The sequence below is a fragment of the Nocardioides houyundeii genome (assembly GCF_002865585.1).
Lineage (GTDB): Bacteria > Actinomycetota > Actinomycetes > Propionibacteriales > Nocardioidaceae > Nocardioides > Nocardioides houyundeii.
The window spans coordinates 726,692-746,347 of record NZ_CP025581.1 but is presented as its reverse complement, the minus strand read 5'-3'; the positions used below and the strand labels follow the sequence as shown (position 1 = coordinate 746,347).

General features: G+C 71.2%; 18 protein-coding genes. 6 read left to right on the top strand and 12 right to left on the bottom strand.

Translation table 11 applies throughout. The features are described from left to right. The first annotated feature begins 34 nt into the window (after positions 1 to 34). From C0R66_RS03640 to C0R66_RS03630, 3 genes are all read left to right on the top strand, one after another. Positions 35 to 2,017 carry an oxidoreductase gene (locus C0R66_RS03640; protein ID WP_101523555.1) on the top strand — a complete coding sequence of 661 codons (1,983 nt, stop codon included), beginning with the start codon at positions 35 to 37 and terminating at the stop codon, positions 2,015 to 2,017. Between the two features lie 56 nt (positions 2,018 to 2,073). Beyond that, entirely contained in the window at positions 2,074 to 3,285 is a 1,212-nt protein-coding gene (locus tag C0R66_RS03635; RefSeq protein ID WP_101523554.1) for a CaiB/BaiF CoA transferase family protein, read from the top strand. A gap of 151 nt (positions 3,286 to 3,436) precedes the next feature. Next, a complete protein-coding gene (locus C0R66_RS03630; RefSeq protein ID WP_199286801.1) occupies positions 3,437 to 4,150 on the top strand; it encodes a FadR/GntR family transcriptional regulator in 714 nt (237 codons plus the stop codon). A gap of 65 nt (positions 4,151 to 4,215) precedes the next feature. Here the strand turns inward: C0R66_RS03630 and C0R66_RS03625 are convergent, their stop codons facing one another. Genes C0R66_RS03625 through C0R66_RS03610 form a run of 5 tightly spaced genes read right to left on the bottom strand, consistent with a single transcriptional unit; the run spans position 4,216 to position 8,121 of the window. Continuing rightward, the gene (locus C0R66_RS03625; protein WP_199286800.1) at positions 4,216 to 5,022 is read right to left on the bottom strand and encodes an amidohydrolase family protein; all 807 of its coding nucleotides are present in this window, start codon (positions 5,020 to 5,022) and stop codon (positions 4,216 to 4,218) included. Continuing rightward, positions 5,019 to 5,768, bottom strand: a complete 750-nt coding sequence (locus tag C0R66_RS03620) for an SDR family NAD(P)-dependent oxidoreductase (protein ID WP_101523552.1) — start codon at positions 5,766 to 5,768, stop codon at positions 5,019 to 5,021. The genes C0R66_RS03625 and C0R66_RS03620 overlap by 4 nt, the downstream gene beginning before the upstream one ends. Before the next feature lies 1 nt (position 5,769). Then, positions 5,770 to 6,543: an acyl-CoA dehydrogenase family protein gene (locus tag C0R66_RS03615; RefSeq protein ID WP_277869189.1), complete on the bottom strand. Its 774-nt coding sequence runs from the start codon at positions 6,541 to 6,543 to the stop codon at positions 5,770 to 5,772. A gap of 38 nt (positions 6,544 to 6,581) precedes the next feature. Beyond that, positions 6,582 to 6,911: an acyl-CoA dehydrogenase family protein gene (locus C0R66_RS18915; protein ID WP_199286798.1), complete on the bottom strand. Its 330-nt coding sequence runs from the start codon at positions 6,909 to 6,911 to the stop codon at positions 6,582 to 6,584. A gap of 58 nt (positions 6,912 to 6,969) precedes the next feature. Then, positions 6,970 to 8,121: an acyl-CoA dehydrogenase family protein gene (locus tag C0R66_RS03610; protein WP_199286797.1), complete on the bottom strand. Its 1,152-nt coding sequence runs from the start codon at positions 8,119 to 8,121 to the stop codon at positions 6,970 to 6,972. Between the two features lie 140 nt (positions 8,122 to 8,261). Here C0R66_RS03610 and C0R66_RS03605 point away from each other — a divergent pair, with 140 nt between their 5' ends. From C0R66_RS03605 to C0R66_RS03595, 3 genes are read left to right on the top strand one after another with little or no spacing between them, the layout of a single operon-like run. Then, positions 8,262 to 9,467 (top strand): thiolase family protein, encoded by a 1,206-nt coding sequence (locus C0R66_RS03605; RefSeq protein ID WP_101523551.1) that lies wholly within the window; start codon positions 8,262 to 8,264, stop codon positions 9,465 to 9,467. A gap of 44 nt (positions 9,468 to 9,511) precedes the next feature. Continuing rightward, on the top strand, positions 9,512 to 10,270 hold the full coding sequence (locus C0R66_RS03600; protein WP_101523550.1) for an SDR family NAD(P)-dependent oxidoreductase: 759 nt from the start codon (positions 9,512 to 9,514) through the stop codon (positions 10,268 to 10,270). Beyond that, complete coding sequence (locus C0R66_RS03595; protein ID WP_101523549.1) at positions 10,267 to 11,067, top strand: crotonase/enoyl-CoA hydratase family protein; 801 nt, start codon at positions 10,267 to 10,269, stop codon at positions 11,065 to 11,067. The genes C0R66_RS03600 and C0R66_RS03595 overlap by 4 nt, the downstream gene beginning before the upstream one ends. Before the next feature lie 80 nt (positions 11,068 to 11,147). On the opposite strand, the gene C0R66_RS03590 is transcribed toward C0R66_RS03595, so the two are convergent. The 7 genes from C0R66_RS03590 to C0R66_RS03560 form a co-directional block, all read right to left on the bottom strand. Next, positions 11,148 to 12,884 (bottom strand): DEAD/DEAH box helicase, encoded by a 1,737-nt coding sequence (locus C0R66_RS03590; protein ID WP_101523548.1) that lies wholly within the window; start codon positions 12,882 to 12,884, stop codon positions 11,148 to 11,150. Positions 12,885 to 12,984: 100 nt separating this feature from the next. Next, complete coding sequence (locus C0R66_RS03585; protein WP_101523547.1) at positions 12,985 to 14,760, bottom strand: M28 family metallopeptidase; 1,776 nt, start codon at positions 14,758 to 14,760, stop codon at positions 12,985 to 12,987. A 141-nt stretch (positions 14,761 to 14,901) separates the two neighbouring features. Then, positions 14,902 to 15,519 carry a M23 family metallopeptidase gene (locus C0R66_RS03580; RefSeq protein ID WP_101523546.1) on the bottom strand — a complete coding sequence of 206 codons (618 nt, stop codon included), beginning with the start codon at positions 15,517 to 15,519 and terminating at the stop codon, positions 14,902 to 14,904. Next, positions 15,512 to 16,165 (bottom strand): coiled-coil domain-containing protein, encoded by a 654-nt coding sequence (locus tag C0R66_RS03575; RefSeq protein ID WP_101523545.1) that lies wholly within the window; start codon positions 16,163 to 16,165, stop codon positions 15,512 to 15,514. Before C0R66_RS03575 ends, C0R66_RS03580 begins: the two co-directional genes overlap by 8 nt. 62 nt (positions 16,166 to 16,227) lie before the next feature. Next, complete coding sequence (locus tag C0R66_RS03570) at positions 16,228 to 17,112, bottom strand: HpcH/HpaI aldolase/citrate lyase family protein (RefSeq protein WP_101523544.1); 885 nt, start codon at positions 17,110 to 17,112, stop codon at positions 16,228 to 16,230. A 9-nt stretch (positions 17,113 to 17,121) separates the two neighbouring features. After that, on the bottom strand, positions 17,122 to 18,777 hold the full coding sequence (locus tag C0R66_RS03565; protein ID WP_101523543.1) for an AMP-binding protein: 1,656 nt from the start codon (positions 18,775 to 18,777) through the stop codon (positions 17,122 to 17,124). 15 nt (positions 18,778 to 18,792) lie between these two features. Next, positions 18,793 to 19,572, bottom strand: coding sequence for an enoyl-CoA hydratase/isomerase family protein (locus C0R66_RS03560; RefSeq protein WP_199286796.1), 780 nt, complete (start codon positions 19,570 to 19,572; stop codon positions 18,793 to 18,795). Positions 19,573 to 19,656: the final 84 nt, after the last annotated feature.

Here is a 19,656-nt window from a genome sequence, read left to right as displayed (position 1 = left end):
GCTAGGAACAGGCCACCTCACTCAAGGAGCGTCCATGACCACTGCGGCCACGACCACCGGCTTCCCCCACCTCTTCTCCCCGATCCAGGTCGGCACGATGCGGCTGCGCAACCGGGTCGTGCTGCCGCCGCACGCGTCGGCCATCGGCAACATCTTCGGCAGCGACGAGGACGCGGCGCGCAACATCGCCTACTTCGAGCAGCGGGTGCGCGACGAGGGGGTGGCCTGGGTGGCCAGCCTCTCCTCGCACGTGGCGAACCACCTGATCCCCGGCTTCGAGCCGACCGGGCTGGGAGCCACCACGGACGGGGTCTTCCGGCTGCCGTTCTTCGTCGAGCGCATCCAGCAGTTCAGCGACGCCCTGCACGCCCACGGTGCGTTCGTGTCGGTGCAGATGGTGCACCAGGGCGGGATGCCGCACGGGGCCTCGCCGACGATGAGCGCTCCCACGATCAACCTGATGCCGCACGTGATGGACTCCGACGACATCGACGCCTTCGTCGCGGAGTACGCCGAGTCCGCGCGCCTGTCCATGGCGGGCCGCGCCGACGGGATCGAGCTCCACCTCAACCACGACGACCTGCACGAGTGGTTCCTCTCCCCGCTCACCAACCTGCGCACCGACGCCTACGGCGGGTCGCTGGAGAACCGCTGCCGGTTCGCCGTGGAGACCATGCGGGCGATCCGCGAGGTCGTCGGCGACACCATGACGCTGGGCATCCGGCTCAACATCCGCGAGGAGGTGCCCGGCGGCTACGGCGTCAGCGGTGGCGTCGAGCTCGCGCAGTACTTCGAGTCGACCGGCCTGATCGACTACGTGCACGGCGTCGTGGGCAGCCCCTGGGGCAACCCCAGCTACATCCAGCCGACGTACTTCGACCCGGCCCAGTTCGCGGCCCTGTCCGGAGAGCTCAAGCGAGGCATCTCGCTGCCGGTGGTGCACACCGGCCGCATCAACTCCCCCGCGGTCGCCGAGCAGGTGCTGGCCGCCGGCAGCGCCGACGTGGTCGGCATGGCCCGCGCCCACATCGCCGACGGCGAGCTGCTGGCCAAGGCACGACAGGGCCGGCTCGCCGACATCCGTCCCTGCGTCGGCGGCAACGAGTGCATCAGCCGCCGCTACGTGGAGAACCTGCCGTTCGGCTGTGCGGTCAACCCGCAGACCAGCCACGAGGTCGAGGGCCCGTGGCCGACGGCCAGCCAGTCACGGCGGCTGCTCGTGGTGGGCGGGGGTCCCGCCGGCATGGAGCTGGCGGCCCTGGCCCGGGAGGGCCGCCTGTCGGTCGAGCTGTGGGAGGCCGACACCGAGCTGGGCGGCCAGCTCCGCTACGCCCCGATGGCGCCGCGCCACGAGATGTACGGCGAGTACCTCACCTGGCAGGCGCGCCGTCTGGCCCAGCTGGGCGTGGAGGTCAGCCTGGGCCGCCGGGCCACGGCCGACGACGTGCGCAGCGCCGGGGCGGACGTCGTGGCCATCGCCACCGGGGCCGGTCCGCGGACCCCGGACATCGCCGGCGTCGACGCCGCGCACGTGCTCGACATCCGCGACGTGCTCGCCGGCCGCGCGAAGCCCGGGCGTCGGGTGGCGGTGGTGGCCCAGGACGACCACGTCGCTCCCCTGTCGGTCGCCGACCACCTCGCCTCCGCGGGACACCAGGTCACGGTCTTCTACGCCACCGCGCAGCCGGCGCCGCTGCTCGGGCGCTACATCGTGGGCGGCATCCTGGGGCGGCTGGACGCCAACGACGTCGGGTTCGTGTGCAACCAGCAGGTCACCGCCATCGACGCCACCTCGTTGCAGACCCGCAACGTCTACTCCCTCAAGCCGCGCACCCACGGCGAGTTCGACTCCGTGGTGCTGGCCTGCGGGAGCGTCTCGGACTCCTCGCTGTACGACGAGCTGCGTCTCGACCTGCCCGAGGTGCACGTCCTGGGTGACGCCTACGCGCCGCGTCGACTGGTGTTCGCCACCCGCCAGGCGCACGCGCTGGCCGAGCAGCTGGTCGCCACCTTGTGACCAGCGCCACTCAATGTTAGTATTGATGCGCATTGATTGCGTCGAGAGGACACCCCATGCCCAACCCCCAGTCCCAGGCACCACTGACCGGCGTCCGCGTCGTCGAGCTGGGCTCCATGTACGCCGCCCCGACCGCGGGCCGGATGCTCCGGGACTTCGGTGCCGACGTGATCAAGATCGAGGACCCGGTCCACGGTGACTTCGCCCGTCAGTGGCAGCCGGCGCACGAGGGGCTGGCCATCGGCTTCTCCCGCCTGAACTCGGGCAAGCGCTCGGTCGGCCTCGACATGCGCCAGCAGGAGGGCCGCACCGTCGCCCGCCAGCTCATCAGCAAGGCCGACGTGGTCATCGAGAACTTCCGTCCCGGACGGATGGAGGCCTGGGGCCTCGGCTACGCCGAGCTCGCGACCGACAACCCCAAGATCGTGATGACCCGGGTCAGCGGCTTCGGCCAGACCGGCCCCTACAGCGAGCGACCGGGCTTCGGCACCGTGGCCGAGACCGCGAGCGGGTACGCCTTCCTCAACGGCTGGCCGGACACCCCGCCCACCGCCCCGCCGTTCGGGTTCGCCGACTCCATCGCCGGCATCTCCGCGGCCTTCGGGACCTCGATGGCGCTGTTCCGCCGCGAGATGACCGGCCAGGGCTCCGAGGTCGACGTGGCGCTGTACGAGCCGCTGATGTTCATCCTCGGCGACGCGGTGCTGAACTACACCTCGACCGGCACGATCATGCAGCGGCACGGCAACGCCTCCGGCGCGGCCTCCCCGCGCGGGATCTACCAGGCCGCCGACGGGACCTGGCTCTCCATCGCAGCCTCCAACCAGTCGATCGCCCTGCGCCTGTTCGAGGCGATGGGACGTCCCGAGCTCAAGGACGACGAGCGGTTCGCCACCAACACCGCCCGGATGGCCAACAACGACGCGATGCAGCAGATCGTCATCGACTGGGTCGGCTCGCACCCGCGGTCCCAGGCCCTGGAGATCCTCGACAAGTACGAGGTCGTGGCGGCCGCCGTCAACGACTCCAAGGACGTGACCGAGGACCCGCACTTCAGCGAGCGCACCCTGGTGGAGCTGGCCAACACCGTCCTCGGGCCGGCGCTGATGCCCGGGCCGATCCTGCACATGAAGGACTACGCCGGTCCGACGTACGACGGCGTGCCCAGCGTGGGCCAGCACACGCGCGAGATCCTGGTCGACGAGCTCGGCCTGACCTCCGAGGACGTGGACGCCCTGGCCTCGAACGGCGTCGTGAACGCCTCCTGAGCCCGCTCGGCACGCGCAACACGAAGGCAATTCATTCGACGCGGCTAATTATTGACTATGATTCCCCTAGGCTTCGTCGTCGCCGTAGCTCGAGCCGGCACCCCGCCGGCAAGTGAAGGGACCTGACATGACCTCCGGCTCACTGAGGCCCATGAAGACCGCCATGCTGGTGGCGCAACGGATCGTGGCCGACATCAACGAGCGCGGCAACGTGGTCGGCGACCGGCTGCCGCCCGAGCGCGTGATGCTCGAGAAGTACGACGTGGGGCGCGGCACGCTGCGCGAGTCGCTGCGCTTCCTCGAGCTCCAGGGCGTCATCACCCTCAAGCCCGGCCCCGGTGGCGGTCCCGTGGTCCAGCAGCCGGATGCCGGCTGCCTGGCCACCTCGCTCACCCTGCTGCTGCAGTTCGCCAACGCGCCGTTCCGCACCATCGCCGAGGCCCGCCTCGGGCTGGAGCCGATGATGTCCCGGCTCGCCGCGGAGCGGATGGACGAGGCGAACCTGGCCGCCCTGCGGGCCAGCGTGGACAACATGCAGGAGAACCTGAAGAACCAGTCGATCTTCCTGGAGGAGAACAAGCGCTTCCACGACCTGATCGCGCGCGGCTCCGGCAACGCGATGTTCGGCTATCTGGTCGACGCCCTGCTCGGCATCCTCGACGGGTCGGCGATCGGCATCGACTACCCCGAGGTGCGTCGTACCGCGGTGCACAAGGCGCACCTGCAGATCTGCGAGATGATCGAGTCCCGCGACCCCAACGCCGCTGCGGCGTCCATGCAGGACCACATCCAGGAGTACCTGCGCTACGCGGAGAAGAAGTTCCCCGCCGTGCTTGACGAGCCCATCGTGTGGGGCGTCATCTGAGCTGTGCCCACCGAGGCACCGCCGAGGAGCCCGACCCCGAGGGGTCGGGCTCCTCGGACCGGGCTCTAGGAGGGCAGCCGGTCGCCCAGCACGCTGGCCAGGGTCCCGCCGAGCACCAGCTTGGTCTCGTCGTCGGTGAGTCCCAGCGCCTCGATCGCGCGGATCTCCTCCGCCGGGCTGGTCATCGGCCAGTCGGAGCCGAACACGATGCGCTCGGCGCCGTGCTTGCGGATCAGGTCGCGGACCCGCTCGGGGCGCAGGGTGGCCAGGCTGGGCGGCCAGGAGGTCTCCAGCACCACGTCGGTGCCGGCCAGCATCTCCTCGGCGTCGTCGAGGATCTTGTAGCCGCCGAAGTGGCAGGCCATCAGCCTCAGGTCGGGGAACTGCCGGGTGAGGTCACGGATCATCCGCGGGTTGGACAGGCTGTTGGTGAACTCGTCACCGCCCTCGCCGACGTGGGTGATCACGGCGTAGTCGCTGCCGAAGGCCTCGAAGATCTCCCACAGCCGGGGGTCGTCGAGGCCGAACTTCTGGAAGAGCGGGTGGATCTTGACCGCCCGCACCCCGTGCCGCTGCAGGCTGGCGAGGTTCTCCTCCACCGACAGGTCCACGTGCACGGTGCCGAAGGGCACGTGCGTCTCGTCCGCCAGCCCCGCCACGAAGCGGTTGACCGAGTCGACGTGGCGCGCCTCGTTGGCGATCGCCAGGCAGCAGCTGATCTGCACCCCGCTGGCGGCCATGTCGTTGGTGAGGCCGCTGACGGTGCCGTCACCCCGGGCCTCGAGGCCCTCGACGCGGTTGCCGCCCAGGGCGATCGCGGCGATCTTGTCGGGCCAGATGTGGGTGTGGGCGTCGATGATCACGTCGTTCACAGCTTTCCGGACTCGCCACCGTCGACCACGAAGATCGCACCGGTGGTGAAGGGGGACACGGGGGACACGAGCAGGCACGCCAGCGGCACCAGCTCGGACGGGTCGGCCATCCGGCCCGCGGGGATCTTGGCCACGCGACGGGCCAGCAGGTCCTCGGACTCGGTGACCGCCTTCTGCGCCTCGGTCCGGAACGCACCCGGGGCGATGCAGTTGACCTGCACGTTCTTGGAGCCCCACTCGGCGGCCAGCGCCTCGGTGAACCGCACCACGGCGCCCTTGGAGGTGGAGTAGCCGACCAGGTAGGGCTTGCCGCGCACGCCCGTGGTGGAGGCGACGTTGACGATCCGACCGCCACCCTGGGCGATCATCTGGCGGCCGGCCGCCTGGGCCAGCATCATCGGCGCCAGCACGTTGACGGTCAGGGCGTCCTTCCAGATCTGCGGGTCCTGGTCCACGAACTTGCCTGCCGGCGCGATGCCGGCGTTGTTGATCAGGCCGTCGATCCGCCCGTGCCGCTCGATGACCTCGTCGACGAGCCCGGCGACGGACTCCTCGTCGGTCATGTCCGCCTCCACGATGCTGATCCGCCCGTGACCGCGCTCGGCGACCTCGGCCAGGCTGGCCACGCTCCGGGCGGCGGCCACCACGTAGGCGCCCTCCTCGGCGAGCTTGATCGCCATCTCGGCACCGAGGCCGCGGCTGGCGCCGGTCACCAGGACGACTGTGTTCTCCAGCTGCAGGTCCATGTCAGCGGGCGCCCTTCGCGAGGCGGCGGGCGAGCGAGTCGAGCAGCACCTCGGTGGCACCCTCGTAGACCCGCAGCGGCCGGGCGTTGCGGTAGAGGCGCTCGATCTTGGAGCCGCGGACGAGGCCGAAGCGCCCCATCGTCTGGACCGACCGGTCCACCACCGCGGCGGCCGACTCGGTGGCGTGCACCTTGGCCATCGAGGAGTAGTCCAGGTGCGCCAGCGGGTCGCTCTTGGCCAGGGCCGCCGCGCGGTACACGAACGCCCGGGCTGCCTCGACGTCGGTCCAGGACTGGGCCAGCTTCTGCGAGACCGCACCCAGCTCGATGAGCGGCTTGCCGAACTGCTCGCGCGTCATGGCGTGGTTCTTGGCCTCGTCCAGCGCCGCCTGGGCCAGGCCCACGGCGGAGCCGGCCACGGTCACCCGGAAGACCGCCAGGGTCTGCAGCATCAGCGAGAACGCCTTGCCGGGAACCCCGAGCCGGTGGTCGGCGGGCACCCGGACGTCGTCGAAGGTGAGCTCGCCGAGGATGTGGGGCGCCATCAGGTCGGCACCCTTCTCGATGCTCAGCCCCGGCGTGCTCGCCGGGACCAGCACCATCGACCAGCCGTCCTCCTCACGCACCAGCGTGCAGTAGAAGTCCGCCGCGCCGCCGTTGGTGATGAAGGACTTGCGCCCGTTGACGACCAGCTCGTCCCCGTCGACGACCATCGTGGTGGTGATGGCTCGCAGGTCCGAGCCCACGTCGGGCTCGGTGAGCGCGAGCCCCGCGATGGCGTCCAGGGTGGCGACCTTGGGCAGCCACTGCTGCTTCAGCGCCTCCGAGCCCCCACCGAGAGCGAGTAGCTGCCGACCCCCTGCATGCCGAACATGGAGTCCAGGTGCGCCGAGGAGTACATCAGCTGCTCCCGGACCACCGCGATGGTCAGCGGGTCCAGCACCTCGTCGTGCCCGCCGTACGCCGCCTGGACCACATAGCGGGCCAGGCCACTCTCCCGCAGCGCGTCCAGGCATCCCTGGTGCACCTCGACGGCCTCGTCGGCCTCGTCGGCGAAGGGCGCGACCTTGGCGGCCACCTCCCGGGCGATCTCCCGGACCTCACGGTGCCGGGGGCTGAGGTCGAACAACTGGCTGTCTTCCACGGTGAGTTCCTTCTGGAGAGTTTTCGACGGGCCGACGGGCCGACGGGCCGGGGCCCGCTCAGCGACGCTGGTCGAACTTGCGGCCGAGCACCTCGGAGACGATGCGCGTGCGCTGCATCATCGGGGTGCCGCCCGCGATCGCCCAGCCGTGGGAGTCACGGTGCAACCGCTCGAGACCGTACTCCTCGGTGTAGCCGTTGCCGCCGTGGATCTGCATGGCCAGGTCGGTGACCCGCTTGGCCATCTCGTTGGCGGTGCACTTGGCGAGCGAGACCGCCAAGGTGTCCGGGATGCCGGTCTCGGTGGCGGTGGCCGCGGCCTTGTCGCGCAGCAGCCGGGCAGCCTCGACCTGCAGGATCATGTCGGCCAGCATCACCTGGATGCTCTGGAACTCCACCAGGGGCTTGCCGAACTGCTCGCGCTCCTCGACGTACTTCAGCGTCTTGTCGAGGGCGGCCTGGCCGATCGCCAGGCTCATGGTGGTGTTGCCCATCCGCTCGATGGAGAAGATGCCGAAGAGCTTGCCGAAGGAGCCGGCCGGCACCACGACGTTCTCCAGGGGGACCTCGACGTTGTCGAAGTAGAGGTCGGCCGAGGGGATGCCGCGGAAGCCCATCAGGCGCTCGCCGGCGCCGAAGCTGAACCCGGGGGTGCCCTTGTCGACCACGACCGCGCCGATCCCCTTGGCGCCCGGCGCGTCGGAGAGGCGGCAGTAGAGCAGGTACTGGTCGGCCTCGCCACCGTTGGAGATCCAGCGCTTGGAGCCGTTGATCACCAGGCGGCCGTCGACCTCCTTGGCGTTGGTGCGCATGTCCGTGGCGGCCGAGCCGGCGTCCGGCTCGGAGATGCCGACGGCCATGGTGCGCTCGCCGCTGATGATGTCGGGGAGCCAGCGCTCGCGCTGCTCCTCGGAGCCGAGGTGGGTGATCACCTGGGCCGGGCCGGTGTTGGCCTCGAAGACCTGGAAGGCGGCCGGGCGGCACACCTTGCCCAGCTCCTCGATGACCACGAGCGCCTCCTCGAGCGGGGCGCCGGAGCCACCGTACTTCTCCGGGTGGGCGATGCCCAGGAAGCCGAGGTCGCCGAGTCGGCGGCGCTCTTCCTTGGGGATGGGTGTGCGGTTGACGTCGAGCGACTCGGCCATGGGTTCGTAGACCTCGCGAGCCACCTGTGCCGCAAGCTGTCTGATCTCCGCGTACGGATCCGTCACGGAATCACCTCCTTAGTTGTAATCATTATCCTAGATTCATCTCGGAAAGCGTGTCAAGGAGCGCCGGTAACCCGTTCCACCTCGCACGCCCCACGGGGCGACCGTGGACATACGCATGACAATCATGATAAGCAATAGGCATGGCTCAGACGCAAGGAAACAGCCCTCGCGACGTCGTGATCGTCGACGCCGTCCGCTCGCCCGTGGGGCGCGGCAAGGCGGGAGGCGCCCTGTCCGACGTACACCCGGTGGACCTGCTCGCGCAGACGCTGCAGGCGCTTCTCGCCCGCTCCCCCCAGGTCGACCCCGGGACCGTGGACGACGTCATCATCGGCTGCGTCTCACAGGTCGGCGAGCAGTCCGCGACCCCGGGTCGGATGGCCTGGCTCGCCGCGGGCTTCCCGGCCCACGTCCCGGCCACCACCATCGACCGCAAGTGCGGCTCGAGCCAGCAGTCGGTGCACTTCGCCGCCCAGGGCATCCTCTCCGGCGAGGCCGACATCGTGATCGCCGGCGGCGTGGAGTCGATGAGCCGGGTGGTCATGGGCTCGGCCCGGATGGACGCCGACCCGTACGGCGCCGGGATCGCCGAGCGCTACGCCCCCGGCCTGGTCTCCCAGGGCGTCGCCTCGGAGCTGGTCACCGCCGAGTGGGGCTTCACCCGCCAGGAGCTCGACGAGTACGCCGCCCTCTCCCACGAGCGGGCCGCGGCCGCGCAGGACGCGGGCGCCTTCGACCGCGAGATCGTGCCGATCACCACCCCGAACGGCGTGGTGAGCGCGGACGAGACGATCCGTCGCGGCACCACGGTGGAGAAGCTGGGCGGACTCAAGGCGGTCTTCGAGAACGACCAGCTGTCCGAGCGCTTCCCCCAGGTCACCTGGTCGACCACCGCCGGCAACTCCTCCCAGATCACCGACGGCGCGGCGGCGCTGCTGCTGATGTCGCGCGCCAAGGCCGAGGAGCTCGGGCTGCGCCCCCGCGCCCGGGTGCACACCATGTCCGTGGTCGGCAGCGACCCGCTGCTGATGCTGACCGGCCCGATCCCCGCCACCCACAAGGCGCTGGCCCGCTCCGGCCTGACCCTGGACGAGATCGACCACGTCGAGGTGAACGAGGCGTTCGCCCCCGTGCCGCTGGCGTGGCTCAAGGAGTTCAAGGGCGACCCTGCCAAGCTCAACCCGCGCGGCGGCGCCATCGCCCTGGGCCACCCGCTGGGCGCCTCCGGGGCGCGTCTGATGACCACGATGCTGCACGCACTGGAGGACGAGGGCCAGCGCTACGGCCTCGAGCTCATGTGCGAGGCCGGCGGGATGGCCAACGCCACGATCCTCGAGCGGCTCTGACCCGCTCCCCCCTCGCAGTCCCCCCACACATCGAAGGAGTCCGAGTGGACGTCAACGGAGCATCAGCCCTGGTCACCGGCGGGGCCTCCGGCCTCGGCGCGGCAACCGCCCGCCGCCTCGCGAAGGCCGGAGCCCACGTCGTGGTCTTCGACCTCAACGAGGAGCTGGGCACCGAGTTCGCCGCCGAGATCGGCGGCACGTTCGCCCAGGGCGACGTGACCGACGCGGCGACGGTCGATGCGGCCCTCGACGCCGCCGAGCAGCACGGCCCGCTGCGGGCCCTGGTGCACTGCGCGGGCAAGGGCGGCACTGTCCGCCTGGTCAACCGCGACGGCACGCCGGGCGACCTGGAGCTCTACCAGCAGCTGATCAACATCAACCTGGTGGGCACCTTCAACGTGCTGCGGCTCGCCGCGGCCCGGATGGCCAAGAACGAGGTGCTCGAGGGCGAGCGCGGCGTCTGCGTGCTCACCGCCTCGGTCGCCGCCTGGGAGGGCCAGATCGGCCAGATCCCCTACGCCTCGGCCAAGGCCGGCGTCGTCGGCATGACCCTGGTCGCCGCCCGTGACCTGGCCACCAAGAACATCCGGGTCAACACCATCGCGCCCGGCGTCTTCGACACCCCGATCCTGGCGCGGTTCTCCCAGGAGATCCGCGACGGCCTGGGCGGGCAGGTGCCGAACCCGGCCCGGCTCGGCCAGCCCGACGAGTTCGCGATGATGGCCCAGCAGGTCGTGGAGAACCCCTACCTCAACGGCGAGACCATCCGCCTCGACGGCGCGATCCGGATGGCTCCCCGATGAGCGCCACCACGGACCAGCAGACCGACCAGCCCGCCGGCCCGGAGCTCAAGGTCACCGAGCGCGGCCGGGTGCTGGTCATGACGATGGACCGGCCCGCGTCGCGCAACGCGATGTCGCTGCAGATGGCCCAGGAGATCGCCGACGCGCTCGACCTGCTGGACAGCCGCGACGACCTCAGCGTCGGGGTCATCACCGGTGCCAACCAGACCTTCTGCGCCGGCATGGACCTCAAGGGCTTCGCCCGGGGCGAGCGCCCGGTCATCGAGGGCCGCGGGTTCGCCGGCCTGGTCCAGAAGCCGCCCACCAAGCCGCTGATCGCGGCGGTCGAGGGCTACGCGCTGGCCGGCGGGTTCGAGATCGTGCTGTCCTGCGACCTGGTGGTCGCCTCCACGGCGGCGAAGTTCGGGCTGCCCGAGGTCAAGCGCGGACTCACCGCCGCTGCCGGCGGCCTGCTGCGCCTGCAGCGTCGCATCCCCTACCACCTGGCGATGGAGCTGGTCCTGACCGGCGCGATGTGGCCCGCGACCGCAGCCGCCGAGGTGCACCTGGTCAACCGGCTGGCCGAGCCGGGCTCCGCACTCGAGGTGGCGCTCCAGCTGGCCGACGAGATCGCGGCCAACGCTCCCCTGGCGCTCGCCGCCTCCAAGCAGGTCCTCGTCCGCTCCCAGGACTGGGAGCTGGAGGAGATGTTCGAGCGGCAGCACGAGTTCGTGAACCCGATCCGGACCTCGGCCGACGCCAAGGAGGGCGCGCTCGCCTTCGTGGAGAAGCGGGACCCCGTCTGGACCGGTCGCTGAGACCAGCTCGTCACCGGAGGCCGCGCACCGACAGGTGCGCGGCCTCCTGCGCGTCGTGGCGGTGTGGCGCAGGTGCTCGCTCACGCCGTCCCGTCGGCTGTCAGCGTCGTGGGCGGCAGCCAGTCCGCCCCGAGGAGCTGCGCCAGGTCCGCGAGGCCGGTGGTGTCGCTTCCCACCGAGTCGGAGGCCGCGGCGATCCGCTCCACCATGACCTTGCCGACCTGCTCCTCCACGGTGCCCTCGGCATAGGCGATGTGCCAGGGCGAGACCTGGTGGTCGCGATGGGTGCGACCGGTCACCTGCCGGGCGGCGATGCCCGAGAAGCGGGCCTGGTGGAAGATGCCGACCCGGGGCTCGGTGCTCGCCCGGCGGCCGTCGGCGAGAGTCTCGCCGGCGTGCAGGCTGATCGAGGCGACCGTGGTGAAGACGCAGACCTTCGCCTCTCCGGTCTGGAACCTCAGCCGCTCGGCCTCGGCGTCGAACCGGTCGCCGCCGTAGATAGTGGCCACCTCGATGCCGGAGTCGCGCAGCCGGTCGGCGATGGGGTCGGCGGCGGTGCTGACGAACTCCACCGAGCACGCCACCTGACGCTCGGCCTGGACCTGCTGGGCGATCCAGGCGACCGTCGAGTCGACCCGGATCAACCCGGCCTTCTGCCGGAAGCGCAGCAGCGCGGCGCGACCCAACGCCTTGTTGCGGCCGCGTCGCGCGAGGTCCATCTCGCGACAGAACGCTCCCCACTCCGCCTCGTAGGAGGACCGCTCCGCCGGGGTGAGGGCCACCGGCATGCCGGAGATCGGCACCGGCCCCCACGGTGCGGCGCGGTGCAGCATCGCCGGAGGCCGCTCCTCGGTGAGCCAGCCGCGGACCAGCTTGAGGTCCGCCGCGCGTCGCGCGGGATCGGTGGTCCAGGTCGCGCCGTAGCGGCCGTGCTCCACCTCGACGCCGTGGCGCTCGAGGGCGCCTGCGAACGCGGCCCCGGGTTGTGTCGCCGAGGTCCACTCCTTCATCGGCTCGCCGAGCACCTGCGCATAGGCGGGAGCGAGGTAGGGCAGCTCCAGCGGCGTGTGTCCCGGCGTCGCGGTCGTCGCGATGACGAACGGCGCCTGGTCGTGCGGCCGCCCGTGCCCCGACACCTTCGTCCAGAGCTTCCACCGCTTCGTCGTCGTCCGCCGCAGTGCGTGCGCCTCGTCCGCGATGATCACGTCCCACGTGTGGTCGGTGACCTTCTCCAGCCGGTCCCAGGTGATCACGACCCACTCCAGACCCCCGTCGCCCAGCGCCGTGATCGTGCGGCACCAGTGGCCGATGGTGATCGCGGCGGGCCGGTCGGCGACGACGAGCACCCGGCGCGCGCCGCGGAGGTCACCCACCGCCGTCGCCCCGAGGACGGCCGAGATCGTCTTGCCCACCCCCGGCTCGTCGGCCAGCAGGAACTGCCGTCCCCCCGCCGCGGCCCGCGCCGCGATCGCGTCGGCCGCCTCGAACTGGATCCTGCGGGGCTCGAGCGCGTTGGTCGGCTCGGGGCTGGGCGTCGGGTCGTCGGGGTTCAGGGTGTTCTCGACGAACCGGCCCAGCGTGTACGGACCCGGGGCGTACGGCGCGAGGTGCGCGGGCAGGGCGGGGCCGACGTACAGGTGGGTCTTGACGCCCGGGTGCCAGGTGGCGCCGTCGACCTGGGTGCCGTAGGGGACGTCGAGCACCCACAGCCGCTCGCCGGGCCCGGCGCTCGGCAGAGGCCGCGGCGGCTGTCGCGTCCGGCTCCGGCGCCGTGACGCGCTGCGCCGACGAGCGCTGGACGGGGGCGGACTGGGCATCTGCCGGAGGCTATCTGGCTCCCACCTCGCGCAGCAGTCCGGGGACGGGATGGACCCCTGCACCCGGCTGACGTCGCGCGCAGGGGTCCAGGGGTCCTGCTCAGCGACGGTTGCGGTGGTGCCCCCGCCACGGATAGCCGTGGCCCGCCTCCGCCCTGCCCTGCGCCCTGCCCTGCGCCTTGCCCTCTGCCTTGTCGGGCCGGTGACCACGCGTGCCGAACGGGTCCTTCGAGGCCCCGAAGTAGTACACGGCGTAGCTGGCGGCGTCCGACATCTCGTCCAGGCCGGTCAACGCTCCCCCGGCCATCTCGCGCTGGGCCGCACGCTTGGCGGCCTCGTCGCCCTCGGGGGCGAGCCCTTCGGCCTCCAGGGGCGGCACCCCGGTCAGGACGGTGCTCAGGTTGTCGCAGGGCTGGTGGTAGCACGGGTCGTACCAGGAGCCTGCCGACCCGCCGTACTCCGCCGCCTGCTCAGGCGTCTTCACGCCCTCGGCGCCGGCGAACACGCCACCCGCGGGGATGTCGCGCAGGGTGAACCCGACGTAGTCGGAACGACCGTCGAAGGGGGTGCGCTCGCTGGTCAGGCCCTGTGAGCGGAACCAGTCGTCGTGGACCTGCTCGACCTTGCCGGAGCCGGCGGGGCCCGCCGGGTTGTCGGGCGCGGCGTTGCCGTCGCCGTCGTAGACGAAGCGGACGTAGTTCGCCGAGGCGAGCATGTCGTAGTCGAGCATCACGTCGATCCGGTCCACCTCGCGCTGGCTCAGGTTCAGCGCGTAGTAGACCGACCCGACCAGGCCGTTCTCCTCGGCTCCCCAGAACGCGAAGCGGATCTTGTTGCGCAGGTGGTGCCGGCCCTCGGCGAGCTCCTCGGCCTGGGCGAGCAGCGTCGCCACGCCGGACCCGTCGTCGTTGATCCCCGGCCCGGCTGGCACGGAGTCCAGGTGCGCGCCGACCACGACGACGTGGTCGGGGTCGCCGCCGCGGGTCTCCGCGATCACCTGCGGGAGGAAGCGGTCGGTGAACGTGCCGTAGACCTTGACGTCGACCGTCGGGTTCTGGCCGGCCTTGTAGGCCTGCAGCAGCTCGTTGCCCACGGTGTAGCTGGAGATCACCGCGGCGATCGTCGCCGGGGTGTCGGGCTGGTCGTCCACGAAGATCGGGTTCTGCCGCTCCGGGGTGTTGCCCTCGTTGTAGATGATCACCCCGGTGGCGCCGGCCGCCTCGGCGAGCTCCCACTTGTCGACGAAGGCGCAGGTGCCGCGCTGGACCAGCGCCACCTTGCCCGCCACGCCGGCGTAGTCGGCGGCCACGCAGCCGCTGGTCGAGCCACCCGTGGGCGGGTCGACGATGCCGCCGACGGGGAAGACGGGCGCGTTGGTGAGCTCCACGGTGGGCGAGTTGCCCATGGCGATGAAGTCGACCGTCGGCTGGTTGTCATCCTCGGCGTCACCGGGGACGTAGGTCTTCGGCGTCGGGGAGACCTGGTTGAGCACCGGCGGCTGCGACTCCTCCCAGACCGGGTAGTTGAACCGGTCGACCCGCACTCTCAGGCCCGCGTCGCGCAGCGTCGAGACGACGTACTCCAGCGACTCCTGGTAGCCGGGCGAGAACACCTCGCGGGTGTCGTCGTTGAGCGAGGCGATCCGCTGCAGCGCGACCTGGTGCTCGGTGATCTCCTCGAGCGAGACACCGCGCACGAACCTCCGCGCCAGGGGGTCACGCGGGGTGACGGCACCCTTCGAGGCCTTCGAGGCCTTCGAGGCACTGACCTGGGCGGCCCGGTCGGGCCCCGCGGTAGCAGTACCGGACGGCACCGCCACCGCGGCAAGCACGACCGACGCCGCACCTGCTGCCACCAGCTTGGACGCAGTTTTCATGGCTTCCCCTTCGGGCAACCGATGAGCGGTTTCGGCTCCGTGCCGATCGCCTCGGCCGCGTTCCGACTGTACGAGTCGGAGGACCGCTCGACGTGCCCCTTAAATTGGGCATCTTGGCGGGTGCGTCGGTCGCGGCGGCCGTCACCCGGCGTCGACGACCTCGCCGTTGCGCGGCAGCCGGCCGGCGAAGGCGAGCGGCACGGCGCCGGCACGACGTACGTCGGGCTGGTCGATCGCCTGGAGGTGGACGTGCGGCTCGGTGCTGTTGCCCGAGTTGCCGCACCGCCCGAGCGGCTCGCCCACCCGCAGCTGCTGCCCCGGCACCACCTGGACGCTGCCGCGTTGCAGGTGGCAGAGCGCGACCACCGGGCCCTCGGGGAGCGCGATCAGCACGTGGTTGCCCGCCAGCGCCTCCCAGCCCGCGGCCGCCCGGCGACGTTGGGTGAGCGCGTAGCCCACCGAGGGCAGTCCGCGGAAGGCGTCGTGGTCGGGCGCCTGGTCGTGCACCGCGACCACGGTCCCCGACGCGGGCGCGAGGACGGGGCGACCGAACCCCGGAAACCGGTCCGCGGGCTCGGGGCGCAGCAGCGTCGTGAGGGTGACGGGTGCGGTCCGCCCGGTCTCGTCGACCGGGACGAAGTCGATGGCGTAGGACGTCGCGAACAGGGTGGTGCCGTGGCTCGGGACCCGGTCGGCGGGACTGTTCTGGGTCAGCCACCGGCCCCGGAAGGGGTAGCTGAGATCGATCGGCTCACGCATCGCACCTCTCCCTGCTGCTAGCGGGTCGCCGGTATCGCCATGACAACGAGGGGCGGCTCCCACGCTCCGCTTGTGGGTGGAGGCTAGGGCACAGCGCGGGCGGAGAGCAGGGATCGCCTGCCAACGGCCAGCTCGGCTTGGGCGGTCTGCACCCCCGCCCGGCGGCGCGCCAGCTCGTGACCCAGGGCGTCCACGGCGGCGCGGAGGTGGTGCACCCGGGCGGACGCCTCCTGATCCGGTCGCGGACCGCCCAGTCGCTGAAGATGTTGTCGAACCAGATGTCCAGGGTCCGGGTGAGCTCGGGGACCCCGACCTCTCCCACGGCCGCGACCTGGACGTCGGCCAGCTCGGCGGCGAGGTGGCGCAGCGCGGCGTCCGCGTGGCGCATCAGCGCGCCTGCCCGGTCGAGGCGGTGGTGCTTGGCCAGGTCGGCGAAGACGCCACCCCCGAGGAACGTGTCGTACGTCGTCCAGTCGCCGGCGCTCCCGAGCTCTCGGGCCGCCTCGCCCAGGGCCCGCTGGGCGGTGTCCGCGGCTGTTAGCGCCTCGTCCAGCTGGACGAGCTCGGCGTCGAGGGCCCCCTGCCGGGAGGCCATCTCGGTCAGCCGGGCGTCGGTCTCGGCGGCTGCGTACTGCGCCGCCTGCACCTCGGCCTGCTCCCGCGACAGGTCGGAGTCCCGCGTGCCGCGCAGCCCCGGCGGGGATCAGGTCAGCTCTCGCCGCGCACCTTGCGTGCGTGCACCAGCCAGTCCCGCGCCTTGTCGGCGTGCGCCAGGTCCACGTGGGTGCCGCGGAAGCGGACCGCCCCGTGACCGTCGGCAGCGGCCTTCTCCACGGTCGCGACGAGCTCCTCGTGGTAGGCGACCTCCTCGTCGGAGGGCGTGAAGACCTCGTGCACGACCGGCACGTGGGAGGGGTGGATCAGGATCTGTCCCCGGAAGCCCAGCTGCAGGCCGTAGTCGGCGAACGCGCGCAGGCCCTCGAGGTCACCGAGGTCCTCCCACAGCCCGGTGATGGCGTGCAGGCCGTACTGACGGCAGGCCAGCAGGATGCGGCTGCGCAGGTACAGCGTCTCGCTGCCCTCGCGGGACTGGCGGTAGCCGACGGCGCGCGCGATGTCGGCGTGCTCGGAGGTGGGGCCGATCATGGCGCCCACCCGCGGCGAGGCACCGGCGATCTCGAAGGCGTTGGTGATCGCCTCGACCATCTCGACCGGCACGATCATCTCCAGGCCCTCGGCCCCGTTGCGGGCCTCGAACCAGTCGATCAGCGTCTCCCACCGGACCACGTCGACCGCGTCGCGGACCTTGGGCACGAAGAGGCCGGTGAGGTCGGGCCCCACCACCGCCTCGAGGTCGGCCCCGGACATCCGGGTGTCCAGGGCGTTGGGCCGCACGAAGAGACCCACGTCGGGTGACTCGGCGCGCAGCTCGGCCAGCGTCTGCCGTGCGGTGTCGCGGGCCGCCTCCTTGAGGCCGGCCGGGACCGAGTCCTCCAGGTCGATGACCAGGCAGTCAGCGCCGGAGGCCAGGGCCTTGCGCGCCCACTCGGGCTTGTGGGCGGGGACGAAGAGGATGGAGCGGTAGGGGTGCACGTCAGCTCCTCAGCGGGTCTCGGGCGTGCGGTCGAACGTGTCCTCGGTGACTCCGAGCTCACGCAGCTTGGCCTTCTGCACCCGCTGCGACGGGGTCTTGGGCAGCTCGTCGACGAAGCGCAGGAAGCGCGGCACGGCGAACGACGGGATCCGACCGTCGCAGTGCTCCCACAGCTGCGCAGGCGTGACCTCGTCCTGGGTGATGACGTAGGCCATCACCTCGTCCTCCCCGGCCTCGGTGGAGGCGGGGACCGCGATCACCGCGCACTCCACCACGGCCGGGTGGCTCAGCACGGAGGTCTCGATCTCGTAGGAGGAGATGTTCTCGCCGCGGCGACGCAGCGCGTCCTTGAACCGGTCGACGAAGTAGTACCAGCCGTCCTCGTCCTGACGCAGGGCGTCGCCGGTGTGGTACCAGAGGTTGCGCCAGGCCTCGACGGTCTTGTCGGGGGCGTTGTAGTAGCCCATGGAGCAGATGAATGGCACCTTCGGGCGGATCACCAGCTCGCCGATCTCGCCGACCGCGACCGGCTCGTCGGTGGCCGGGTCGACCAGCGCCACGTCGAACCACTCGTCGGCGGCCAGGCCGGCCGCACCCGCGGGGCGGTCCTCGCCGTACGGCGAGATGATCGGTGCGGAGGTCTCGGTCAGGCCGAAGACCTCGACGAAGGCCTCAATGCCGTAGCGCTCCTTCATCGGCTGCACCAGGGTGGCAGCGGTCGGGGCGGCGAAGACGACCCGCAGCGGGTTGTCGGCGTCGTCCTCGCGGCGGTCCTGCTTCCAGATGAAGTCCATCATCACGCCGATGAAGTTGGTGACCGTGACCCGGCTCTCCCGGACGTGGTCGATCCAACGGCTGGCGGAGAACTTGCTGCGGATCACGCAGCGCGCACCGGCGACCAGCGTCGGGTAGGCGGCCATGAACTGGGCGTTGCCGTGGAACAGCGGGGTCAGCGTCATCCAGGCGTCGTCGGGGGTGAGCCGGACCAGGGAGACACACTCGTCGGCGAAGAAGTACATCTGGGCGTGCGGCATCGCCACGCCCTTCGAGGGCCCGGTGGTGCCGGAGGTGAAGAGCACCGACGCGAGGTCCTGGGGGTGCACCTCGGGCAGCTCGACGGAGCTGCCGGCCGGCTGCTCGACCTCGAGCTCGTCCCACGGCGCGGCGTCCCAGCCGGCCTCGCGGAGCAGCTCGATGGCCTTGTCCTGCTGGCCGTTGTCGATCACCCAGAACTTGGTGATCGTGGAGGCGGCCTCCTTGACCGCGACGAACCGCTCGGCGAACACGTCGTCGATGACGGCCAGCTTCGCCTCCACGGTGCGCACCTGGTGGGCCAGGAAGTCGTGCTCGTAGGCGGTGTTGATGGGCACCTCGACCAGGCCCGCGACCGCGGTGCCGATCCAGGTGCGCACGAAGCGCGAGGAGTTCTGGGCGACCAGCACCACGCGGTCACCCTGACCGGCGCCGTTGGTGAGGAAGTTGCGGCCCACGCGCTCGGCGGAGGCCAGCATCTCGGCGAACGTCCAGGTGGCGCTCTCCTCGGGCACGTCGAGCCAGACCGAGTCCGGCCGCTCGGCGACGTGGTGCCGCAGCACGGTGGGCAGCGCCCACTGCGAGCGGTCGGCGAAGGTGGGCTTGAGGTCGCGGTAGTAGCGGAAAGTCACGTGTCGAATCCCTCGTCAGGACTTCTTGGCGCGCAGGGCGCCACGGAAGTCGGGTTTGCGCTTCTCCAGGAAGGCCCTGGCGCCCTCGAGCATGTCGTCGCTGCCGATCGCCTGGATCAGGGCGCCGAGGTTGGCCGCCATGTTGTCCTTCGACAGGTTCCACCACTGGTTGCTGCTGGTCTTGGCGATCTCCAGGTAGCGCGGGCTGAGGGCGTCGATCTCGTCGAGCATCCGCTCCACCGCGGCCTCGAGGCCGTCGTCGGGGACCACCTCGTTGACCAGGCCCCACTCGTGCGCCTTGGCGGCGGAGTAGCGACGGCACAGCATCGCCATCTCCTTGGCCCGGCGCTCACCGATCTGCACGGCCATCAGGTTGGTCGCCCCGAGCACCGGCGCGGACCCGACCTTGGGCCCGGTCTGGCCGAACGTCGAGCGCTCGGTGGCGATCGCGAAGTCGCAGGCCACGACCAGCTCGTTGCCGCCGCCGGCGGCTGCCCCGTCGACGGCTGCGATCACCGGGCGCGGGCAGGCGCGGATCGCGTCGAGGAGCTTGAGGGAGGTGGTGAAGAGGCGGCGCAGCTGGGCCGGGTCGGGATCGCCGAGCTGGGTCAGCGCGCCGCCGGCGCAGAAGCTGCCGGCCGTGCCGGTGATCACCACCGCGTTGGCCTCGGCGGCGTCCTCGACCGCGGTGATCATGGCGCGCGCCATGTCCAGGTCGTAGGCGTTGCGACGCTCCGGTGCGTTGATGGTGATCCACACGACGTTGCGGCGCTCGGCCACCTCGATGCTGCCCACGGGCACTCCTCTCCTACCACCTATTGATGGTGTTCATGATCAGCAATATACCCATGGGGCTCAGTCCCCGCAACGGTCGGTCCG

Excerpts from the sequence above, each read along its gene's own strand:
- C0R66_RS03580 (WP_101523546.1), bottom strand. The coding sequence starts at position 15,519 with ATGCGTGAGCCGATCGATCTCAGCTACCCCTTCCGGGGCCGGTGGCTG.
- C0R66_RS03620 (WP_101523552.1), bottom strand. The coding sequence starts at position 5,768 with ATGGACCTGCAGCTGGAGAACACAGTCGTCCTGGTGACCGGCGCCAGC.
- C0R66_RS03590 (WP_101523548.1), bottom strand. The coding sequence starts at position 12,884 with ATGCCCAGTCCGCCCCCGTCCAGCGCTCGTCGGCGCAGCGCGTCACGG.
- C0R66_RS03640 (WP_101523555.1), top strand. The coding sequence starts at position 35 with ATGACCACTGCGGCCACGACCACCGGCTTCCCCCACCTCTTCTCCCCG.
- C0R66_RS03605 (WP_101523551.1), top strand. The coding sequence starts at position 8,262 with ATGGCTCAGACGCAAGGAAACAGCCCTCGCGACGTCGTGATCGTCGAC.
- C0R66_RS03585 (WP_101523547.1), bottom strand. The coding sequence starts at position 14,760 with ATGAAAACTGCGTCCAAGCTGGTGGCAGCAGGTGCGGCGTCGGTCGTG.
- C0R66_RS03595 (WP_101523549.1), top strand. The coding sequence starts at position 10,267 with ATGAGCGCCACCACGGACCAGCAGACCGACCAGCCCGCCGGCCCGGAG.
- C0R66_RS03635 (WP_101523554.1), top strand. The coding sequence starts at position 2,074 with ATGCCCAACCCCCAGTCCCAGGCACCACTGACCGGCGTCCGCGTCGTC.
- C0R66_RS03630 (WP_199286801.1), top strand. The coding sequence starts at position 3,437 with ATGAAGACCGCCATGCTGGTGGCGCAACGGATCGTGGCCGACATCAAC.